Source organism: Actinoplanes sp. NPDC048791, from assembly GCF_040650095.1.
Lineage (GTDB): Bacteria > Actinomycetota > Actinomycetes > Mycobacteriales > Micromonosporaceae > Actinoplanes.
The window spans coordinates 50490-68877 of record NZ_JBEZGQ010000002.1; the positions used below are offsets into that span (position 1 = coordinate 50490).

Annotated in this window: 22 protein-coding genes; 12 read left to right on the forward strand and 10 right to left on the reverse strand. The window is 68.5% G+C overall.

The window, feature by feature from the left end; genetic code table 11:
• Positions 1 to 177 precede the first annotated feature (177 nt).
• The 5 genes from tal to AB0C29_RS00655 all read right to left on the reverse strand — a co-directional run bounded on the left by tal (position 178) and on the right by AB0C29_RS00655 (position 4608).
• A complete protein-coding gene (gene tal / locus AB0C29_RS00635; protein ID WP_360813606.1) occupies positions 178 to 1281 on the reverse strand; it encodes a transaldolase in 1104 nt (367 codons plus the stop codon).
• A 181-nt stretch (positions 1282 to 1462) separates the two neighbouring features.
• Positions 1463 to 2287, reverse strand: a complete 825-nt coding sequence (locus AB0C29_RS00640) for a rod shape-determining protein (protein WP_360813608.1) — start codon at positions 2285 to 2287, stop codon at positions 1463 to 1465.
• A gap of 77 nt (positions 2288 to 2364) precedes the next feature.
• Positions 2365 to 2769, reverse strand: coding sequence for a TraR/DksA family transcriptional regulator (locus AB0C29_RS00645; RefSeq protein WP_360813610.1), 405 nt, complete (start codon positions 2767 to 2769; stop codon positions 2365 to 2367).
• Between the two features lie 392 nt (positions 2770 to 3161).
• Positions 3162 to 3455 (reverse strand): DUF3040 domain-containing protein, encoded by a 294-nt coding sequence (locus AB0C29_RS00650; RefSeq protein WP_360813612.1) that lies wholly within the window; start codon positions 3453 to 3455, stop codon positions 3162 to 3164.
• Positions 3456 to 3720: 265 nt separating this feature from the next.
• Positions 3721 to 4608 (reverse strand): universal stress protein, encoded by an 888-nt coding sequence (locus tag AB0C29_RS00655; RefSeq protein WP_360813614.1) that lies wholly within the window; start codon positions 4606 to 4608, stop codon positions 3721 to 3723.
• Between the two features lie 874 nt (positions 4609 to 5482).
• Between AB0C29_RS00655 and AB0C29_RS00660 the strand changes: the two genes are divergently transcribed.
• The 3 genes from AB0C29_RS00660 to AB0C29_RS00670 all read left to right on the forward strand — a co-directional run bounded on the left by AB0C29_RS00660 (position 5483) and on the right by AB0C29_RS00670 (position 7959).
• Positions 5483 to 5686 (forward strand): hypothetical protein, encoded by a 204-nt coding sequence (locus tag AB0C29_RS00660; protein WP_360813616.1) that lies wholly within the window; start codon positions 5483 to 5485, stop codon positions 5684 to 5686.
• A 202-nt stretch (positions 5687 to 5888) separates the two neighbouring features.
• The gene (gene gap / locus AB0C29_RS00665) at positions 5889 to 6890 is read left to right on the forward strand and encodes a type I glyceraldehyde-3-phosphate dehydrogenase (protein ID WP_360813618.1); all 1002 of its coding nucleotides are present in this window, start codon (positions 5889 to 5891) and stop codon (positions 6888 to 6890) included.
• A 190-nt stretch (positions 6891 to 7080) separates the two neighbouring features.
• Complete coding sequence (locus tag AB0C29_RS00670) at positions 7081 to 7959, forward strand: hypothetical protein (protein WP_360813620.1); 879 nt, start codon at positions 7081 to 7083, stop codon at positions 7957 to 7959.
• Between the two features lie 63 nt (positions 7960 to 8022).
• Here the strand turns inward: AB0C29_RS00670 and AB0C29_RS00675 are convergent, their stop codons facing one another.
• Positions 8023 to 8241 carry a hypothetical protein gene (locus tag AB0C29_RS00675; protein ID WP_360813622.1) on the reverse strand — a complete coding sequence of 73 codons (219 nt, stop codon included), beginning with the start codon at positions 8239 to 8241 and terminating at the stop codon, positions 8023 to 8025.
• A gap of 552 nt (positions 8242 to 8793) precedes the next feature.
• On the opposite strand from AB0C29_RS00675, the gene AB0C29_RS00680 reads away from it, so the two are divergent.
• The 3 genes from AB0C29_RS00680 (at position 8794) to AB0C29_RS00690 (ending at position 10865) form a co-directional block, all read left to right on the forward strand.
• Complete coding sequence (locus AB0C29_RS00680; protein WP_360813624.1) at positions 8794 to 9222, forward strand: Rrf2 family transcriptional regulator; 429 nt, start codon at positions 8794 to 8796, stop codon at positions 9220 to 9222.
• Between the two features lie 27 nt (positions 9223 to 9249).
• Positions 9250 to 10482 carry a globin domain-containing protein gene (locus AB0C29_RS00685; RefSeq protein WP_360813626.1) on the forward strand — a complete coding sequence of 411 codons (1233 nt, stop codon included), beginning with the start codon at positions 9250 to 9252 and terminating at the stop codon, positions 10480 to 10482.
• 191 nt (positions 10483 to 10673) lie between these two features.
• Positions 10674 to 10865 (forward strand): hypothetical protein, encoded by a 192-nt coding sequence (locus tag AB0C29_RS00690; protein WP_360813628.1) that lies wholly within the window; start codon positions 10674 to 10676, stop codon positions 10863 to 10865.
• A 424-nt stretch (positions 10866 to 11289) separates the two neighbouring features.
• Here AB0C29_RS00690 and AB0C29_RS00695 read toward each other — a convergent pair whose 3' ends face one another.
• The 4 genes from AB0C29_RS00695 to AB0C29_RS00710 form a co-directional block, all read right to left on the reverse strand.
• On the reverse strand, positions 11290 to 11487 hold the full coding sequence (locus AB0C29_RS00695) for a hypothetical protein (RefSeq protein WP_360813629.1): 198 nt from the start codon (positions 11485 to 11487) through the stop codon (positions 11290 to 11292).
• 18 nt (positions 11488 to 11505) lie between these two features.
• Positions 11506 to 11793, reverse strand: a complete 288-nt coding sequence (locus AB0C29_RS00700; protein ID WP_360813631.1) for a hypothetical protein — start codon at positions 11791 to 11793, stop codon at positions 11506 to 11508.
• A gap of 183 nt (positions 11794 to 11976) precedes the next feature.
• Positions 11977 to 12990, reverse strand: coding sequence for an Acg family FMN-binding oxidoreductase (locus AB0C29_RS00705; RefSeq protein WP_360813633.1), 1014 nt, complete (start codon positions 12988 to 12990; stop codon positions 11977 to 11979).
• A 2-nt stretch (positions 12991 to 12992) separates the two neighbouring features.
• A complete protein-coding gene (locus AB0C29_RS00710; RefSeq protein ID WP_360813651.1) occupies positions 12993 to 13490 on the reverse strand; it encodes a DUF488 family protein in 498 nt (165 codons plus the stop codon).
• Between the two features lie 619 nt (positions 13491 to 14109).
• Between AB0C29_RS00710 and AB0C29_RS00715 the strand changes: the two genes are divergently transcribed.
• The 6 genes from AB0C29_RS00715 to AB0C29_RS00740 all read left to right on the forward strand — a co-directional run.
• Entirely contained in the window at positions 14110 to 14553 is a 444-nt protein-coding gene (locus tag AB0C29_RS00715) for an OsmC family peroxiredoxin (protein ID WP_360813635.1), read from the forward strand.
• A gap of 565 nt (positions 14554 to 15118) precedes the next feature.
• Positions 15119 to 15439, forward strand: coding sequence for a TraR/DksA C4-type zinc finger protein (locus AB0C29_RS00720; protein WP_360813637.1), 321 nt, complete (start codon positions 15119 to 15121; stop codon positions 15437 to 15439).
• Positions 15440 to 15514: 75 nt separating this feature from the next.
• Complete coding sequence (locus AB0C29_RS00725; RefSeq protein ID WP_360813639.1) at positions 15515 to 15952, forward strand: STAS domain-containing protein; 438 nt, start codon at positions 15515 to 15517, stop codon at positions 15950 to 15952.
• A gap of 9 nt (positions 15953 to 15961) precedes the next feature.
• Positions 15962 to 16387 carry a cupin domain-containing protein gene (locus AB0C29_RS00730; RefSeq protein WP_360813641.1) on the forward strand — a complete coding sequence of 142 codons (426 nt, stop codon included), beginning with the start codon at positions 15962 to 15964 and terminating at the stop codon, positions 16385 to 16387.
• 27 nt (positions 16388 to 16414) lie between these two features.
• Positions 16415 to 17686, forward strand: coding sequence for an FAD-dependent oxidoreductase (locus tag AB0C29_RS00735; RefSeq protein WP_360813643.1), 1272 nt, complete (start codon positions 16415 to 16417; stop codon positions 17684 to 17686).
• Positions 17687 to 17689: 3 nt separating this feature from the next.
• A partial coding sequence (locus AB0C29_RS00740; protein ID WP_360813645.1) for a universal stress protein occupies positions 17690 to 18388 on the forward strand: 699 nt, incomplete at its 3' end.

The following is an 18388-nucleotide window of genomic DNA, read 5'->3' on the forward strand; positions in this document are numbered from 1 at the left end:
GCGGCATTGGACGCCGCGTTGCATGGGTGTCCGGGACCGCGCCCGGTCCGACGGGTTCGAGGCTGTCGGGTATCAGGGCGGGTCGAGGCCGGTCAGCCCACTTGGAAAGCGATCATCGCCGCGGTCAGCATCGCGGTGCCGATCAGCCCGAACAGCGCTCAACCCGGCCAGTCCATGTCAGCGGCGACTGAGTTGGTCGGCTTTCGCCGCGAGCGCGGCGTGTACCTGTTGGTAGGAGGCGCGGAATCCGGCGAGGCCTTGTTCTTCGAGGGCCAGTCCGGCATGGTCCAAGTCGACGCCCGCCGCGGCGAGCCGGCGCACCACCGCGGCGGCCTCGTCGACCCTGGTGTCGATGGTGCGGGCCAGAGTGCCGTGGTCGGCGAACGCGGCGATGGTGGTCTCGGACAGAGTGTTGACCGTCTCCGGGCCGATGAGCTCGTCGACGTATCGGGTGTCCGGATAGGCAGGGTTCTTGGTGGAGGTGGAGGCCCAGAGCGGCCGTTGCGGGTGTGCACCGAGCGCCGCCAGGCGTTCCCACCGCGGCCCGGCGAAGCTCTCGCGGAACAGCCGGTAGGCGAGCTTGGCCTGGGCGATCGCCGCTCGGCCGCGCAGCTCCAGCGCCTGCGGTGTGCCGTTGCTCTCCAGGCGGCGGTCGACCTCGGTGTCGACCCGGCTGACGAAGAACGAGGCGACGCTGTGCACGCGCGACGGGTCGCCGCCGCGCTCGACGAGCGCTTCGAGCCCGGAAATATAGGCTTCGATGACTTGCTCGTACCGGGCGAGGGAGAAGATGAGGGTGATGTTGATGCTGCGGCCCTCAGCGGTCATTGCCTGGATCGCAGGAACTCCCTCGGTAGTCGCCGGGATCTTCACGAACAAGTTGGGTGCCGCAAGCCGCTTGTGCAGTGCGCGGGCGGCCGTCATGGTGGCCTGAGTGTCGTGGGCCAGTTCGGCGTCGACCTCGACGGACACGAACCCGTCGCCATCGCCGGCGTCGAAGACGGGGCGCAGCACGGCCAGCGCGGCGGCGATGTCGTCCACGACCAGTTGCCAGTAGGCGTCGTCGAGGGACCATCCGGCCGCGGTGAGCGCCGCGAACTGCTCGTCGTAGTCGACGGAGCCGACGATGGCGTGGGTGAAGATGGTGGGGTTGGCGGTCACCCCGCGGATGCCGTCGGCGACCAGGCGGACCAGGGTGCCGTCACGTAGGTGGCTGCGGGTGAGGTTGTCGAGCCACGGGCTCTGGCCGTACTCGGTGTAGAGACGTTCCATCTTGCTCATCGTTCTACCCTTTTCGGTTGGACGGACCTATCTGTGCGGTCTGCCTGTCTGCCGGTCGGTCGGCCAGCCGGCACAGTGCGAGAACGCCAGCAAGCGGGCCGAGCCGAGCAGCGTCACGAGGAGCCCGGCCACGACCTCGATCACCTGTCGCTTGTGGCTGCCGGCGACGTTCCACTGGTGGTCACGGGATGGCCGGATGGCGTCCTGCGGACATGGCGGCGAGGCCGGCGCCGTTGATTGCGGCCGTCCATGGCGCGACCGCCGACCGCACCGGGATGCGCAGATTCGCGGCGATCCGCAACCTCAGGTTGGGCGCCGTGGCACCGTCGCCCACCACCATGAGGCCCCGGATCGACGCCGCGGAAACCAGCGCCTGGGCAGTGGGGTCATGGCGTAGCTCGTTGATCATCCGTGTGGTGGTGTGGGCGAGGAGTTCGGCGGGGGCGCCTCGCTTGAGGTCGCGGGTACCGACGTCCATGCGACGGGCCGCCTTCACCCTGCCGTGCTCCAGGACCGCCACCTCAGTGAGTTCGGCACCGATGTCGGCGATGAGCAGGCTTCCCACAGCGGCTCCGGATCCGATCGCCACCGCTCGTACCGTGTCGATGAACAGCACCCGCGAGGAGCCGAACACGGCAGCGACGACCTGGCGCATCGCGTACTGCTCCGCCATGGTCGCCAGCACCGGCCGGCAGACCACTACGACCGGGCCGGCCGGGACGGGGTCGTGGTACTGGCCGATCAACTTTGCCAGCACATCGACACAGCCGGATCTATCCGCGACGCGCCCACGGCGCACTGGAGCGAGTGACGTGCCGGCGGTGTCGCCGCTCGGGCAGCTGAGGGCCCCGCGGCCCGCCACCCACACGTGGGTCTGGCCGCTGCCGAGGTTGACGGCTATCGCGGTAGGCCGGGTCGTCGCGCTCGGCTGGGTATCGATGGGCGGCTCGGCCGCCGGGCCGCTGAATGGCAGCCGGTCGGGGACCACCGTGGTGGATACGAACATACCGAACTCATTTCTACGAATGTCGGATTCGCCTGTCCCGCCGACCGCCCGGCGGCGGGCGCAAGGCCGTGGGCCTGCTACACCTGGCAGGGGGCGCACCAGCGAGCTGTCGGTGAAGCCTGCAAACGGTCGGCGGCGATCATGCGGCCGCATCGTTGACACCTGCCGTAGGTGCCGCAGGCCATGCGGTTCAGTGCGGCTTGGATGTCGTCAACGGCATGTCGAGCCGCGGCCAGCCGAGTCCGGGCCAACTCCTGCGACGCGCCGACATCGGGCAGGCCGGTCGACGGCGCTGCCATGCACCGCGAGAAGGCCTGATGCAACTGGTGGACCGTCAGGTCCCACGTGAGGGCGACAGCATCGTTGAAGTTGCGTGGCGGTGTGTCCGACCGTCCGAGGCTCGGCGGCGTGGTCGCGTGGCCCGGATACCTAGACGCGGAATCCGTGGCGGCATTGGAAGTCGCTGTTCCTGTCGTCATCATCGGCCCCTCATCTCTAGGATCGTTGTATACCGAGCATGCGTGACTCTTCGGGTACTGACAGGAGCCGTCACGGGTGGAACTGTCTCGGCTGACCTTCCTACGCCCGGCAACTTCAGGAATCGGACCAGACGATTCGCTGCGGGTGACCGCCGAAGCCGAACCTGTTGATCAGCCTGGAGCACGGTGGGTATTTGTTGGCGCCGCTGCCCAATGTCGGTCGCGGTGGACTCAGTCGATGCGCGCGACGTTCCCTCGGCCCGGCTTGCTCCGGTGGGCGCGCAGGTAAGGTGCCGCCTGGCATTCATCGTGCGGCCGGCGCTGACGCCCGCAATCTGTTGCACCGTCCGAGGACGTGGACACCGCCAGGGCCGGTCTGCTGTATGACCGCAGGGCTATGGCCGTGGCGGTTGCCGACTATCGGAGGAGCGAATGTGGCGGGTGAGCCACATGCTGGCGCTCACGCCCGCCACGCTCAGCGCGATGAGTGCCATTCCTACGCTGCCCATCAGCACCGCAAAACCCATCACCAGCGCGGCCGCCAGCAACCAACCGCGTGCGGTCATGCCACGCCACTCTTGTGGGCAGCGCAGCATGACATGACCGAACCGCTCGGCGAACTCGGGATCCTCCGACCGCAGTTCGTTTTCGATCTCCGTCAATCTGCGCTGTTCTGCGTCGCTGAGCACGCCTGTCTCCTTTCCCGGCTGATGACCGTCCGCATCGCGCTACTGTGGAGCCGTTCTGTTGGTCTTTGATGCACCGGCGCGACGGCCAGCAAGCTCCGCCGCCCGTCGAATCGCCGTTGTCAATTGCAGTATCCGACTGACTAGATTCCATTGATAGGGCCGGCAGCAGTAAACTACGAAGACCGTTCCATGCCCGAAGTTCAGCAAACAGTCTGCTGGTGGACGGCCGATCTGGATTCCGCCGCATCGGTATCGGGACACGACATCAATCCACGTCGTGTACCGCGGGAACCACCATCACCGGGCATGAGGCGTGCTCGATCAGGTTTCGTGATGTCGAGCCCAGCACCAGCCCACGGAATCCTCCCAGGCCCCGCGAGCCGACGACCAGCACGCCGGCCGAGGTGCGGCGAGCGAAGGCGCTCAATGCGGACGCGACTGAATCGCCCGGCACGACCTCTGTGCGGTACTTGACATCCGGATACCGTGTGCCGGCACCGAGCCCACCCGCGGCAGGATCGCCTACTGTGGCCCAGAACCCGGGGTTGCCCGCAACGGCCGCACCCGCGGAACCCTTTCCTGCTGGATGATGATGGGCCAGGATCAGCTCGACGTCGCGCAGTTGCGCTTGCTCGAACGCGACTTCTGCCGCCCGGTTGGCCCCGGGGGATCCGTCGGTGCCGAGCACGACCGGCGCGCCATCCGACGGATGGTCGCCGCGTACGACCACGACCGGGCAGCGGGCATGTCCTGTGAGCTGGGCCGCCACCGAACCGACCAGGAGGCCGGCGAACCCGCCGAGGCCGCGATGGCCGAGGACGAGCAGCTGAGCATCGCGTGAGGCGTCGACCAGTACGGCGCCGGGTGATCCGTCGATCAGGCGGGTGGTCACCGGCACGTGAGGGTGATCGGCTCCAACCTCGTGTGCGGTCTGCGCCAGGAGTTCAAGCATTGCCGCCCGAGGCCCTTGATCATGTTGATCGTACGGAGCATGGAACGGCGGCAGGATCACCGGCCAGCCGAATGCGTGCACGATTCGGAGACTGCTGCCGCGCCGTTGCGCCTCCCGAGCACCGTAGTGAACGGCGGACAGCGCTGTCGTCGAACCGTCGAATCCGACAACCACAGGCGCGACAACCAGGGGCGCACTCATCGCGAAACCTTCACAACCACATCGGTGCCGAGCGAACGTCCGCCCGATCTATCGGCCGTGTACGTGAACGTCAGGCCGGTCTGGCCTCTCGCCGCGGTCAGTGGGACGACAGGCGGATGGCCGGCCGCAGTCGACCGCAGCGGTGCCGGTCGTTGTGAGGAGGAACGCATGATGATCCCTTCTTGGTAGATTCGAAGCCGTCTGGCTTCTTGTCCATTCGCCGCACCGGCGCGATGTCCCCGCAAGCCTCGCCAAGATGGCGTTCACGGTGGCACCGCGACCCTGCTCGATCAACGAGGACCCTGTGAGTGCCGTAGCACTTGTCACCGGCCCATCGGAGACAGTCCGGCACGGTCACCAAGCGGTTCGTTCACCAACGCCGGACTCCGCTGTTGAACCATTTTCGCGATCGAGGACGGCCCGAGGTGTTGCCTGAGGTCGGTCCACCGCGCAGCCGCCTTCCTCAACTTTGGGTTCTCATGCGGTGTGCTGACAGGGGTCCGCGGCGGACAAGTTGGCGGCCCTGAATTGCCGGTCACGAGCAACGCCACGGCGGCGAAGCAAGACGGCAGCGATCGGACGCGGCTTCGAATCTGTCTCGCCGGCGACACCCGCATGGCGCGGGATTGCTCGTCGTCGGCAACCAAGGGGGTTCAGATTGGTGCCTCGCCCACCTGCTTCGTCGACAGACTCGCGACGACGATGATGCCCAGAAGCAACATACGCGGAGCGGCCGGCGGAGGCGCGAGAGGAACTGCGCTGTGAGCCTGACGCCGAAGTCAGAGCCACGAAGATTGAGGTTCATGGTGTTCATCCGACGGCGGCAGACCAACGCTCGAGCATCAACTGTCCTTCACCCGGGATGGAGGAACGGATGGGCATCAAATACCAGCTACCTGCGATCACCCTGGCCATCGGCCTTATCACGATCGCACTGGCACTGTTGTACGCGGACAGTATCGGCGTAGGGCTGACGCTGGGCGTCGTCGCGTTGATAGCCGTCCGCTACGTGGCCCGTCGCTGCGCCGACGCGTATCTCACCAAGATCCATCCGGAACACGGCGACCGAATGGACTAGAGCCGCCAGCGCCAGGTGATCGACACCCGCCCCGACGGCCGGGCCACGCCCAGGCGCTACGGGAGTTTACGGCGGCGGGTGCGACTAACCACACTCTCGTCAAGGCAGCGTGCTCCCGCCACGACAGAGCTCGCCGTACGTCCCTCGCCGACTGTTGCGCGCTGACGAACCCCGCAACCAAGCCCAGAAGAAGGTGGCGTAAGTGCCGAACGTGGCCATCAACGGACTCGGCCGCATCGGCCGTGCGGCGTTGAAGATCCTGCTGGACGCGAACGAATTGAACCTCGTCGCGGTCAATGACATCGCGGACGTTGACAACCTGGCCTATCTACTCCAGTACGACACCGTCTACGGCCGCTACCACCGCAGGGTCAGCACCGAGGACGGGGCATTGCTCATCGACGGTCGACGGATCGCGACGTTCGCCGAACGCGACCCGGCGAAGCTGCCGTGGGCCGACCTCGGCGTGGACCTGGTCCTGGAATGCACCGGCGTCCTCAAAACGGAGGACGACCTCAAGAAGCACCTTCAAGCCGGCGCCTCCTACGTGATCCGGTCCGCCCCGACTTCGTCGGAGGCGGTACCCACTGTGGTGCACGGCGTGAACCGTCCCGACGGCGCACCACAGATCATCTCCTGCGCTAGCTGTACCACCAACTGCATCACCCCGGTCATCGAGATCGTTCACCGCCACATCGGCGTGCAACGTGCGGTGATGACGACCATCCACGCCTACACCGCCGGCCAACAGCTCGTCGACGGCCCCGCCAAGAGCTTCCGGCGCGGCCGGGCCGGGGCCGCCAACCTGGTGCCCACCTCGACCGGAGCGGCACGAGCGACCACCCGCGCGGTACCGGAGCTGGTCGACAGGTTCGACGGCATCGCCGTACGCGCGCCTATCCCGGTCGGGTCGATCGCCGACATCGTGTTCGTCGCGAACCGGCCGACCACCGTCGAAGAGGTCAACGCCGCGTTCCGGCACGAGGCAACCGACGAGCGCTACCGCGGCATCCTCGGGGTCTCGCAGGATCCGCTGGTCTCCGCCGACATCGTCGGCGACTCACGCGCCGCCGTCATCGACCTGGACTTGACCCGCGTCGTGGACGGCACACTGGTCAAGGTCATGGCCTGGTACGACAACGAATGGGGCTTCACCCACCAGATGATCCGCGAGGCCCGCAACACGCTCGGCGTAACCGCATGATGCTCGCCGACCGGACGAGCACGCCGGACGATCTTTGCGGCGCGGGTCGCCGACGGCCGGGCGGTTCCGGCTCACCGCAGCCGTCCCCGGGCCGTCACCGGAACGGGTAGACCGCAGCCCGCCGCTACAGTATTCGAGACCCGATATGGCACAAGCCACGATTGTTCTGCCTGCGCCCCGTCCATTTCGGTTGGACCTGACGGCCTGGGCGTTGCGACGACGCCGGAAGAACACCGTCGACCGGTGGGATGACGGCCAGTACAGCCGCGTCATCATCGCCGACGGACACCCCGCACGGCTGACAGCCGTTCAGGCGACCACCGGAGTCGAATCGACGCTGATCGTCACCGTGGAATCGGCAACACCCATCAGCGAGTGGGCCTTGAACGCGGCCGGCCTGCTCGTCCAGAAGATGTTCGGGCTAGCGGTCGATCTGCGGCCCTTCTACGAGCTGGCCGACGACGACCCTGTCATCGGTCCGCTGGTGCAGCGGTTCCGCGGGCTGCGCCCGCCTCGCTTTCCGACCGTCTTCGAGGGACTGGTCAATGCGATCGCCTGCCAGCAGGTGACCCTCGATCTGGGGATCATCGTTTTGAACCGGTTGTCGCAGCGCTTCGGGCCGCACGTTGTTGATCACGATCGTCTGCTCCACGCGTTCCCCGCGTCGGCCGACCTGGCCGACGTGGGCGAGGAAACGATCCGCGAGCTCGGATTCAGCCGCCAGAAGGCGCGAGCGATCCAGCAACTCGCCGCCCATGTCGTCGACACGAGTGTGGATCTGGAGCGGCTCGAGGGTTTGAACAACGACCAGGCTGTCGCCGCGCTGTCGCGCATACACGGCATCGGCCGGTGGTCCGCGGAGTATGTCGTGCTGCGAGGACTCGGAAGGCTGGACACCTTCCCGGGCGACGACGTCGGGGCACAGAACAACCTGCAACGCTTGTTCCACCTCGCCGAAAAGCCGACCTACGATCGTATCCGGCAGTTGACATCTCCGTGGCATCCCTACGAAGGCCTCGTCTACTTCCACCTGCTACTGGACAAACTGCGCGCCAACGGCGCGCTATGACCTCTGCCGCCACGCAGACGACCAGCCAGCAGGCACGACTGGCCGGAAACGACAACGACCACGTCAGTCAGTGCGGGTTGGCCCGTTCACGCGCAGCAGGGCCACCTGGCCCTCGGACAGGCTGGGCGTCGGGGCCGCTGCACCCAAGCAGCGGATCGCATAACCGCCCTGCTCGTTGGCGTCGCTGAGGCTGCCACCGGCTCGGCTGCCGACATCCTCGGCCGTCTCGGCAGTGCCGCGACCGGGCTGGCCGACGATGAGGCGGCCCGTCGCCGGGCGCACGTCGCTCCGAACGCTGGGCGCACCCATCGGGGGTGTCGGCGTTCGTAGTGCTGATCCGGCAGCGGCGTTCGGCTCTGGTGGGGCTGCTGACTGCCGCAGCCGTCGTGTCGCACTTCGTCGGTGAGTACACCGACGCCCGTGGTCATCGCGGTCATCCTCGCGATCAGTGTGGGGCAGCGGTGGGCCGACGAGTACCGCGCCGAGCGGGCCGGGGCGGCGTTGCGCGACAACCTCCGGCATTGGGGGTCGCAGCGGGATCGCCGGCAGCGTCGACGTGGTACAGGACGGGAATCCCTACACGATCGCGGGTGCGGGCGGGCAACACGCTGTGCCGGCCAGGCTTCCAGGTTTTGGCCGGCGGTCGGCGCCTTCGTCGGGAGCATCCGGGCGAGACCACGCCATCCGACGGTGATCATCACGCAGAGTCATCCACCGTGCGGGCGGGATCTCGGCGACGTCACGTCCCAGCGACCGTCGGGCCTTCGGTTGCCATCGGCGTGACACCGCTCATAAAGATGACTATGAGATTCCTCTTATCGGTAGTGTCGGGTCGTGCGGCTCAACAGATCCACGGACATCAGTCTGCGCATCCTCATGCTCAGTGCGGTGCGCGACGACCGGCTCACCATCGACGAGCTGGCCGATTCGCTCGTGGTGCCCCGGCACCACCTGGCCAAGGTGGTGCAGCGGCTGCAGCATCTGGGACTGCTGGAGACCGTCCGGGGACGCAGCGGCGGGGTTCGCCTCGCCGGCACCGCGCACACCGCGTCGATCGGCGGGCTCGTCCGGACTCTGGAGGGCGAGACCGAGGTCGTCGACTGCCAGGGGGAGCCGGGCTGCCCGCTGAGCCGGGGCTGCCTGCTGCGCGCAGCGCTGCGCCGCGCCCAGGAGGCGTTCTACGCCGCCCTTGACCCGATCACTGTCGGCGATCTGAGCGCCCCGCCTGCCCGGCAGGTGCTGCTCAGCCTCGGCCGACACTGACCTACCGATCGTCATCAGGAGACACCGATGCTCTCTGCCACCAGCGCCCCGGTCATCAAGGCCACCCTGCCGGTCGTCGGCAGGCACCTCGATCAGATCTCCGGCACCTTCTACGAGACGATGCTCGGCGAGAATCCGGAGTTGCTCGACCTGTTCAGCCGCAGCGCGCAGGCCACCGGTGAGCAGCGCAGCGCCCTGGCCGGTGCGGTCGCCGCCTTCGCCGCGCACCTGATCGGCGCGGGCCCGGAGGCCGTGGTCTTCGACCACATCGTGGAGCGCATCGCGCAGCGGCACTGTGCCCTGGGCATCCGCCCGGAGCAGTACACAATGGTCGGCCGTTATCTGATGGGCGCGGTCGGCGCGACGCTGGGCGACGCGGTCACCCCCGCGGTCGCCGCCGCCTGGGACGAGGTCTACTGGCTCTTCGCCGCCCGGCTGATCGGCCGTGAGGCCCGTTTGTATGCCGAGGCCGGGGTGGATGGCGCCGACCCATGGCGCGACTACGTGGTGGCGAAGAAGATCGCCGAAGCGCACGACACGATGTCGTTCATCCTGACCCCCGCCGACGGCCTGCCTGCCCCCGCCTTCCTGCCGGGCCAGTATGTGACCGTCGCCGCCGACCTGCCGGACGGCAGCCGCCAACTCCGGCAGTACTCACTCTCCCAAGCAGCGACCGGTGGCACCCTGCGGATCACCGTACGGCGGGTACGCGGCAGCGGCGGCGCCCCGGACGGCGTGGTCTCGGGCTACCTGCACGACCAGGTCAGCGCCGGCGGCCGGCTGCGGCTGAGTCAACCGTACGGCAACCTCACCCTGCGCGACGGCACGGCGCCGCTCGTCCTGGTCAGCGCCGGGGTGGGCATCACCCCGATGGCGGCGATTCTGGACCACGTGGCCCGGAACCAGCCGACTCGCGAGGTCACGATCGTGCACGCCGACCGCAGCCTTGAACGACACCCGCTGCGGCTGGACATGACCAGCCACGGTTCGCGTCTGACGTCCTGCACCACCTTCGTCTGGTACGAGCAGGCGAGCGACGTCCCGGGCTCGCGCCAGGGTTTCGTCGACATCGACGTCATCCCGCTGCACCCCGACGCCGACGTCTACCTGTGCGGCCCGGTGCCGTTCATGCAAGCCGTCCGGGCCGGGCTGCACCGCCGCGGGATCAGCGACGGCCAGATCCGCTACGAGGTCTTCGGGTCCGAACAGTGGCACCGTACCCCGAAGCGCGCGACGGCCCAGTTGGCCACCACGGTCTGAACGCCACGTCACGGGAGAACAGGCCTCTTGACAATCTGCGACGGACCTTGCCGACACTTGGCAAGGTCCGACTCTGTCGATCGCCGCCGTCAGCCCTGTTCGCCGCGACCGTGCAAGCCCAATACTGTAGTCGGTGTTTGCGCGCCGAGAAATCTCTCGAGGATTGCGGCGCGTCGAGGAGGCTGATAGCCATGCTGAGGAACAAGGACGACCGGAAGCTGAGCCGGTTCCTGCGCTGGTTCCACCGGACCTTCGATGACTGGGTCTTCCGGTACCTTCTCGGGCCTGCCCAGGTCAGCATGGCCGTCGACGGCACCGAACCAGCTGCGCGTGAGGGATGGAAACACGATATGGAACGCCGTAAGCGCTACAGCCGGGAGTAGCGCGAACGCAGGCACCGTGCTCACGTACCGCAAGCGGCAGCTGCCACGCCCCTCGTCCGTCCAGCACCAGCGGCACCCGATGACCGCCCTACCCGGTTCCGTGTTGCTTCCACAGAGGACGGCCGCTCGCGCGCTTCGCTGAATAGCGTCTCCTACGATCTGTCAACGTAAGAAGGAGACGGCGACGCGACGCGTCGGGCAAATGCTCGGGTCGTCTGGAGGCGCCCGGCATACATCGCGTGAGGTGCCCTGCGCCGGCGGCCTGGAGCGACCCCGTTGATCGGTGCCACCGACGCGCGGGTACCACGGTGGTTGTGTTCGTGTCTTCTGCATGAGCGCATCTCACGCGGCTGCCATTGTCTGTCCCGCAGAACTCACCGGTGGAGTCTGCTCGGCGGCGTAGTGGCAGTTCCGCTTGCGCGGACTACGCGATGGCCGACACCGCAGCCCAGCTGGCGAAGCCGAGCAGTGCCAGGCCGGCCCCCGCACCCGTGATGGCACTCGTGGCGACGGCGGTAGTCCGGGAGACGAGGACGGCTGCGACCGCGACACCAGTCACCAGCGCCCCCAGCGCCACCAGGGACGGGCTTTGCAGGACCGGTGCCATCGGCCAGAAGTGCACGCCTACCACCAGGCAGACCTACGCGGCGATGTACTCGCCGCCTCCGCAGAGGGCGATCACGGCGGCGCCCACCGCGGCGATGCCGAACTCAACGCCGACGATGATGCCGTACCGCCGCATGGCGCCCGGTTCACCCAGCACCGAACCACCTGACCAATTCCGCCACGCGTATACCGCACCGACCACGGCGACGATCAGACTCAGCACTGCGCCCACGATCAGCGGTGACCGCCATACCGGCGGGGGCTTCTCCTGCGCCCACCCGAACCAGCAGGACGCGAAGAAGCCGAGGATCAGAGCGGACATCGCACCGTCGCGTGCGCATTGCATCGAGGGACCTCTCATCGATCGCCTCCGTAACGGTTGAGCGGGTCAGCCAACTCGAGCTACCGCTGAACCCGCGCTACGCACCGCACGCATCTCGCGCGAAACGCGTCGAGGGCCAAGAGACCTGGTGTCGATGAGTGGCGACTCCCGGTGCCCGTGGGATCAGAGCTGGTCCGCCGGCACCGCGGAGGTGTCGATCACCTGCGCGACAGCAAGTCGCGGTGTTCGCGGTGGCGGCCCGTGCTGTTCCGGATCGGCGATCCCCAGTCGCAGGGCGAGGTATGGATGGCCGAGGCCGGCGAGCAGGTGCCGCAGCGTGTGCCAGGTGGCGGCGACCTCGACGACACCGCTGAGCGGGACTACTGATACGCCGATGGTGGTGGCGGTCAGCCAGGCCGCGGACAGCGCCTCTCCGGCCCGCAGCCAGTCCAGCGGTCCGTCACCGTCGCCGAACAGCAGCGCGTAGACCGCGGTCCGGTCGTGTCCGACGCCGACCGGCAGTGTCCCGGGCCGGCCGAAGTTGCGGCTGGGCACGGTGGTCTGAGTGGGGTGTTCGGGCAGCACGCTGGCGGGAAGTCCAGCGCCCGACAGCGTGGCACGACCGGTCCAGTACGTCAGCTCCGAGGCGATCTGCGGGTCGCCGGCTTCCACCGCGGCCGCCCGGCCTGCCGCGGAACCCAGCTCCGCCAGGTCGTCGGCGCCGAGCACCTGCAGGTTGCCTTCTGCGCAGGCCGCGGTCGCGACGGCCCGCAACCCCACCTCGGGTATGGACTGCTCGCTCACTGGCCGCCGGTCGGTGTGCCGGATGCGCGTCGCGTGCGCCAGGCGCAGCGCCTCCATCGTCACCGGGGTCCGGCCGTTCACCACGAGCGTGGCCAGCAGGTCCGGATCGCTTGCTTGCGGGAACCGGGTCACGTGCGTCGCCCAGCCGTCAGCGGCGAGTGCGATCCGGGCGTGGTGCAGAGCGGCCCCGCAGCTGAGCATCAACTGTCGGCCCTGAGGATCTCCGGCCGCAAGCTGGCGGCTGCGGGCGGCGAACAGGTCCAGTCGCTCCGGGTGCACCCGCCACCGCCACGGTTGGGTGTTGAGGATCGACGGCGCGTTCCCGGCCGCGGTAGCGGCGCCGGTGAACGCAACAGCGGGCAGCCGGTCGTCCGCACTTGTCTCGTGTCTCATGCTCAGGGCCCCTGAATGTCCGTATGCGGCGGACCGCCGACGTTCACGCGGCGGCGGGTCGGATCAGGTGCCTCCGGCGCCGGGCCACGGGCCGCTCGGGCGCCGCGTAGAAGGTCACTAAGGACGGCTGCCTGGCTACGCTCGACGTCCCGGGTGGCCGTCAGCAGCGTGACGGTCCTCGTGTGGGCCAGTTCCCGGAGCCGGTCGAGGGCGGCTGCTGGTCGGGCGTCGCGGAGTTCGGTCAGGTAGCGGTCGCGAAACTCGGTGAACCGTTCCGGTCGGTGGCCGTACCAGCGGCGCAGCGGCGTGGACGGTGCGATGTCCTTCGCCCACTCGTCGAGATGGACCGCTGCCTTGGTCAGACCGCGTGGCCACACCCGGTCGACCAGTACCCGGGCGCCGTCGTCGGACGAGGGATCATCGTAGACCCGGCGAAGCCTTACCTGCCTTCCATAGGTCCTCCTCGAGGGGGATCGCTCGCGGTCACCACAAGACCGCAGTGCGAGGTGTCACCGTCGATGCTCGCGCCATGCCCTCGTCGCGGGACAGGTATGCGGCCAGCACCTACCGCGGTGACAGATTGCCGGATCCCGGCAACGCCGGACGACATCGTTGCCCTGCCCGGCACCAGCTCGACCTGATGGCGTCTCACCGGCAGGGCAGCGGAGACCGATCACCCCGGCGAGGGGATCGGTCCGGAGTCTCCGCACGAAACGAGAGCCATGATCAGGTGCGAGTTCCCGTCTGCCGGCACGTCCACGATTGCTGCCGGCAGATCCGACGAGGGCTGAGCAGTCGAACCGGCCGGGATTGATGGTGTAGGCGGCCCTCCGATCAGCCCGGTCCGCGTCGCGGTGTCGTGAGGCCGTAGTGCCGAGCATCGGCAAGTTGCGGCACCCGACCTGACCGGTGACGGCACCTGTGCAGGACCGGACCGGCGGCAATCATTGATGGTGATCGAGGCGACGCCGGCTCGATAGCCGAGTGGTCGGGCCGGCGGTCGCCGCTTAGATCATCGCCCATCAACAGGGCAGAACAAGGACCACGCAGCCACGATCCACCAGTTCCATGTCGCGCAGCCCCGTCATCTGGCACGCATCGATACCCGAGGAGTCGCAGATGAGTATTGCCCAACGAACCGCAGAAACGACCTGGGAAGGCTCGTTGACCGTCGGCGGCGGAGTGATTCGCTCGGGGAGCGGCGCACTCGACGGGCTGGACGTGACCTGGGCGGCGCGCACGGAAACGCCCGGCGGCAAGACCAGTCCCGAGGAATTGGTCGGCGCCGCTCACTCGTCCTGCTTCGCGATGGCCCTCACGCTGATGCTCGGCAAGGCCCACACGCCACCGGGCCGCCTCGACGTCGCGGCAACGGTAACCCTGGACGACGTCGATGGCGTACCGACCATCGTCTCCTCCACGCTGCGCGTGGACGGCTGGGTGCCCCAGCTCGACGCGGCAGGCTTCCAAAAGGTCGTGGACGAGGCGGCCGCACTATGCCCCGTCTCACGGCTGTTCACCGGTGCTCGGATCAGCGTCGAAGCCACCCTGCAGCCGAGCTGACTCACGCCGGTCACCCAGGCGGGCGGCGAACCACCTCAGCACGATAGGCCGTGCGGGCGGCGGACCTGGGCAGGCCGTACCCGTTGTGGGGTCGCAGCCCGGGCGGCGGCACTCAGGGCACGGGTGGCTGAGGGTTCCGTGTGTGCTGCCGGTCGGCAACCACGCGCCTTGGTGTTGCCCGCTGCCATCGCGTTCTGCGGGACACAGGTTGGACGGGCGGGTGGTTGTTCTGGAACGAGCCAGGAGGCCGACCGTGACAAAGTCACATGCTGCCCTTGGCAGCGAGCCGCGTGCGCCCGCCCCGGTGCCCCGCGACGCGCCGGTTGCATCCGACACCGACCAGCGATCATGACAGCGGCGGGACTCGCCTGTGGAACGTCGAGCACGGTTTCCGCACCACGCACGCGGCCTAGATGCTGAGCCGGCAGCCCACCATCGCGGTCGGAAGCCACCGTACATGGCCACCACCCGCACCGTGGAAGTCCCACACCCACCCAGCCGGTCTTGTGCGCGCGGCTGATTGGCACTCCGCGCCCGCTACTCGAACTGTGAAAGGACCACTGAGGTGACCAGCACCGTGCAGGATCCGATCGACCTGCTCCGCACCAGCTTGGAGGAGCAGTTCCAGCGGAGCCCCGATCAGCTCGCCGAGCTCACCGTGCGCAGCCGGCAGCCGGGCCGCGGCGGCTACGACCACGACACGCTCGCCGCGCTCATCGCGTCGGCCCGCCAAGCGGTGGCCGACACCGCTCAGGCGCTGCGTCGCATGGCCGAGGGCAGCTACGGCACCTGCGAACGCTGCACGGCCGACATTCCGTTGCAACAACTGGAGATCCTTCCGCACGACCGGTTCTGCGTGCCGTGCCAGCGCAGGCAGACCGGCTGACACCGATACCGACGGCGAACGCCACCGCACGACGATGCACGCGACAGGACATCGGCACACCGCCCGGAGGCCTTCATGCGTTTTTCGTTGACCCGACATCACCGCGACGACGGGCTGGTCACGCTGGCCCCTGCCGGCGACGTTGACATGGACGCCGTCGACCCGCTGAGATCAGCCATTCAGGACACCCTGAACACACCGGACCGCATCGCCGTGGTCGTCGACCTGGCCCGGGTGACGTTCCTGGACTGCGCCGGCATCGGTGCGCTGGTGGCCGGCCGCAACACCGCCGTCAGCCGGGGACACCGCTACACCGTGGTCAACCCGCAGCGCCAGGTCCGCCTGGTCCTGGAGCTCACCGGCGTCTTCACCGCCCTCACCGGACGGCACCCTCAGCCGGCACCGGTGACCGGCCGAACAGCGCGGGCACAACGATCCCGGCGCCATCGCGACGACCGGCGGGTTGCGACGACACCGTCGACCGCCGGTGTCTACGCCTCGCCACACGGATAGGAGCTGGTGATGGAGAAATGGTCGTTGACGGCGCTCGCCGATGGACTGCTGAGCCACGCGCTCAGCGCGTCGCGCCGCCGCGATATGCGCACCATTGATGGCGAACGTCCGCACCTGCTCTACCAGAGCGTGATCGCGTTGGCTCGCGGCCAACGGATCGAGGAGCACGACAATCCGGGTGAGGCGAGCGTGCAGGTGCTACGCGGACGGGTGCGGGTCACGGCCGGCGATGACACGACCGACGGCTCGCCCGGACAGTTGCTGATCGTCGCTGGTGCCCGGCACTCGCTGACAGCCCTGGAGGACTCGGCCGTGCTGCTCACCGTCGCCAAACGTCCGGCGATCGCGGTTGACGAGGTGGGCACCGGTCTGGCCGGTTTCTACCAGGGCCGCAGCGGGCGCCGGCGCTGGCCCGTGAATGCCACTTTGCCCTAGCCGACGACGTATCGCCGGGAGAAGCTCATGAGAGAGCCACAGGTGTTCGTGATCGTCGGGGCCGGGTTGGCCGGGGCGAAGGCCGCGCAGACGCTGCGGGAGTCCGGCTTCGGCGGCGAGATCGTGCTGCTCGGTGAGGAACCCGAGCGGCCCTATGAGCGGCCGCCGCTGTCCAAGGGTCTGCTGCTCGGTACGGCCGAGCGGGAGTCGGTGTTCGTGCACGAGCCCGGCTGGTATGCCGCGCACGATGTGGACCTGCGAACCGGCGTCCGCGTATCCGCGGTCGACCGTGCCGCCCGGCAGGTCGAACTGGGCGACGGTCAGCGCCTCGGCTACGACGCACTGCTGCTGGCCACCGGTGCGACACCTCGCCGTCTTGACGTCCCGGGCGCCGACCTCGACGGAGTGCTGTCGTTGCGGACCCTGCCCGACAGCGACCGGATCGCAGCAGCGCTCGTCGGTGGCGGCCACCTGGTGGTGGTCGGTGCCGGCTGGATCGGGTTGGAAGTCGCCGCCGCCGCCCGACAGCACGGCGCCACCGTCACCGTCGTGGAACACTCAGATTTGCCGTTGCGGCGGGTGCTCGGGCCGGGCATCGCCCGGGTTTTCGCCGACCTGCACCGCGACCACGGGGTCACCTTCCGCTTCGGCGCCGCCGTGCAGGCTTTCCGCGGCGAGAGCCGGGTATCCGCGGTCGTGCTGGACGACGGTACGGAACTGCCAGCCGACGCGGTCGTCGTCGGCGTCGGGGCCCGACCGAACGTCGCGGTTGCCGAGCAGGCGGGACTGACCGTCGACAACGGCGTCGTCGTCGACCAGGCGCTGCGCAGCAGCGACCCGCGTGTCTACGCCGTCGGGGATATCGCCAACGCCTACCACCCTGTGTACGGCACGCATTTGCGGGTCGAGCACTGGGCTACGGCGCTGCACTCGGGTCCGGCCGCTGCCCAGTCCATGCTGGGCGCCGAGGTCGTCTACGACCGGTTGCCCTACTTCTACACCGACCAGTACGACCTGGGCATGGAGTACACCGGCTATGCCCCGCCCAGCGGATACGACACCGTCGTGGTTCGCGGCGACCTCGCCAAGCGGGAGTTCATCGCGTTCTGGACCGCCGGCGGGCGGGTGATGGCGGGCATGAACGTCAACGTCTGGGACGTCACACCACAGATCGAGGATCTGATCCGCAGCAGAAAGCCGGTCGACCTCGCACGGCTCGCCGACCCCGGCATCGCTTTGGACGACATCACACCAGTGGACAAACAGTCGCTTGCCTCTGGAAGGAGCAACAGATCATGAACAGTGACCTGGCCGTTGCGATCGTGGTGGGGCGTCGACGGATCCCCACCCAGCCTGCACGCCCTGGACTGGGCCACCCGAGTGGCCATCGCCCGGCACCGCCCGCTGCGAATCGTGCACGCGTTCCAATGGCCGCTGACCAACGAACTGATGGGACCACCGGCGGTAGGCCCGCCCGACGCCGGACTGCAGCACACCGCCGAACAGGTCCTGGCGGCTGCGGCCGATCGGGCACGAGCCGCCGCGCCTCCCCTTCAAGTCAGCACCGACCTACCGGCGGACGTGCCCGCGGCGGCACTGATCGACGCTTCCCATGACGCGGACCTGCTGGTCGTCGGCCACCCCGGCCTCGGCGGATTCACCGGCCTGCTGCTGGGATCCGTCGGCGTGCAGACCGCCGCGCACGCCGCCTGCCCGGTCATCGTCGTCCGCGACAGCGACAGCGACGCCGGCCGCAGCCCCGGTACGGCTGACCCGGCTCGTGGTCAGGTGGTGGTGGGCGTGGACGACTCGGCCGTGTCGAGCCTGGCCGTCGACTTCGCCTTCGCCCACGCCGCACTGCACGGAACAGCAGTGTTAGCGGTCCACGCCCACCGCGCCGCAGCCGCCGCGCCCGGCACGTCGCAGGTCGCCGCGTCCGACGGCCGGCACGACGGCCCTGCCCGGATGCTGACCGACGCGCTGGCCGGATACCGCGCCAAG

Coding starts and splice junctions, on each gene's coding strand:
- tal (WP_360813606.1), bottom strand. CDS start 1,281: ATGAGCAAGATGGAACGTCTCTACACCGAGTACGGCCAGAGCCCGTGG.
- AB0C29_RS00640 (WP_360813608.1), bottom strand. CDS start 2,287: ATGTTCGTATCCACCACGGTGGTCCCCGACCGGCTGCCATTCAGCGGC.
- AB0C29_RS00645 (WP_360813610.1), bottom strand. CDS start 2,769: ATGATGACGACAGGAACAGCGACTTCCAATGCCGCCACGGATTCCGCG.
- AB0C29_RS00655 (WP_360813614.1), bottom strand. CDS start 4,608: ATGAGTGCGCCCCTGGTTGTCGCGCCTGTGGTTGTCGGATTCGACGGT.
- AB0C29_RS00660 (WP_360813616.1), top strand. CDS start 5,483: ATGGGCATCAAATACCAGCTACCTGCGATCACCCTGGCCATCGGCCTT.
- AB0C29_RS00685 (WP_360813626.1), top strand. CDS start 9,250: ATGCTCTCTGCCACCAGCGCCCCGGTCATCAAGGCCACCCTGCCGGTC.
- AB0C29_RS00690 (WP_360813628.1), top strand. CDS start 10,674: ATGCTGAGGAACAAGGACGACCGGAAGCTGAGCCGGTTCCTGCGCTGG.
- AB0C29_RS00700 (WP_360813631.1), bottom strand. CDS start 11,793: ATGTCCGCTCTGATCCTCGGCTTCTTCGCGTCCTGCTGGTTCGGGTGG.
- AB0C29_RS00705 (WP_360813633.1), bottom strand. CDS start 12,990: ATGAGACACGAGACAAGTGCGGACGACCGGCTGCCCGCTGTTGCGTTC.
- AB0C29_RS00715 (WP_360813635.1), top strand. CDS start 14,110: ATGAGTATTGCCCAACGAACCGCAGAAACGACCTGGGAAGGCTCGTTG.
- AB0C29_RS00725 (WP_360813639.1), top strand. CDS start 15,515: ATGCGTTTTTCGTTGACCCGACATCACCGCGACGACGGGCTGGTCACG.
- AB0C29_RS00730 (WP_360813641.1), top strand. CDS start 15,962: ATGGAGAAATGGTCGTTGACGGCGCTCGCCGATGGACTGCTGAGCCAC.
- AB0C29_RS00735 (WP_360813643.1), top strand. CDS start 16,415: ATGAGAGAGCCACAGGTGTTCGTGATCGTCGGGGCCGGGTTGGCCGGG.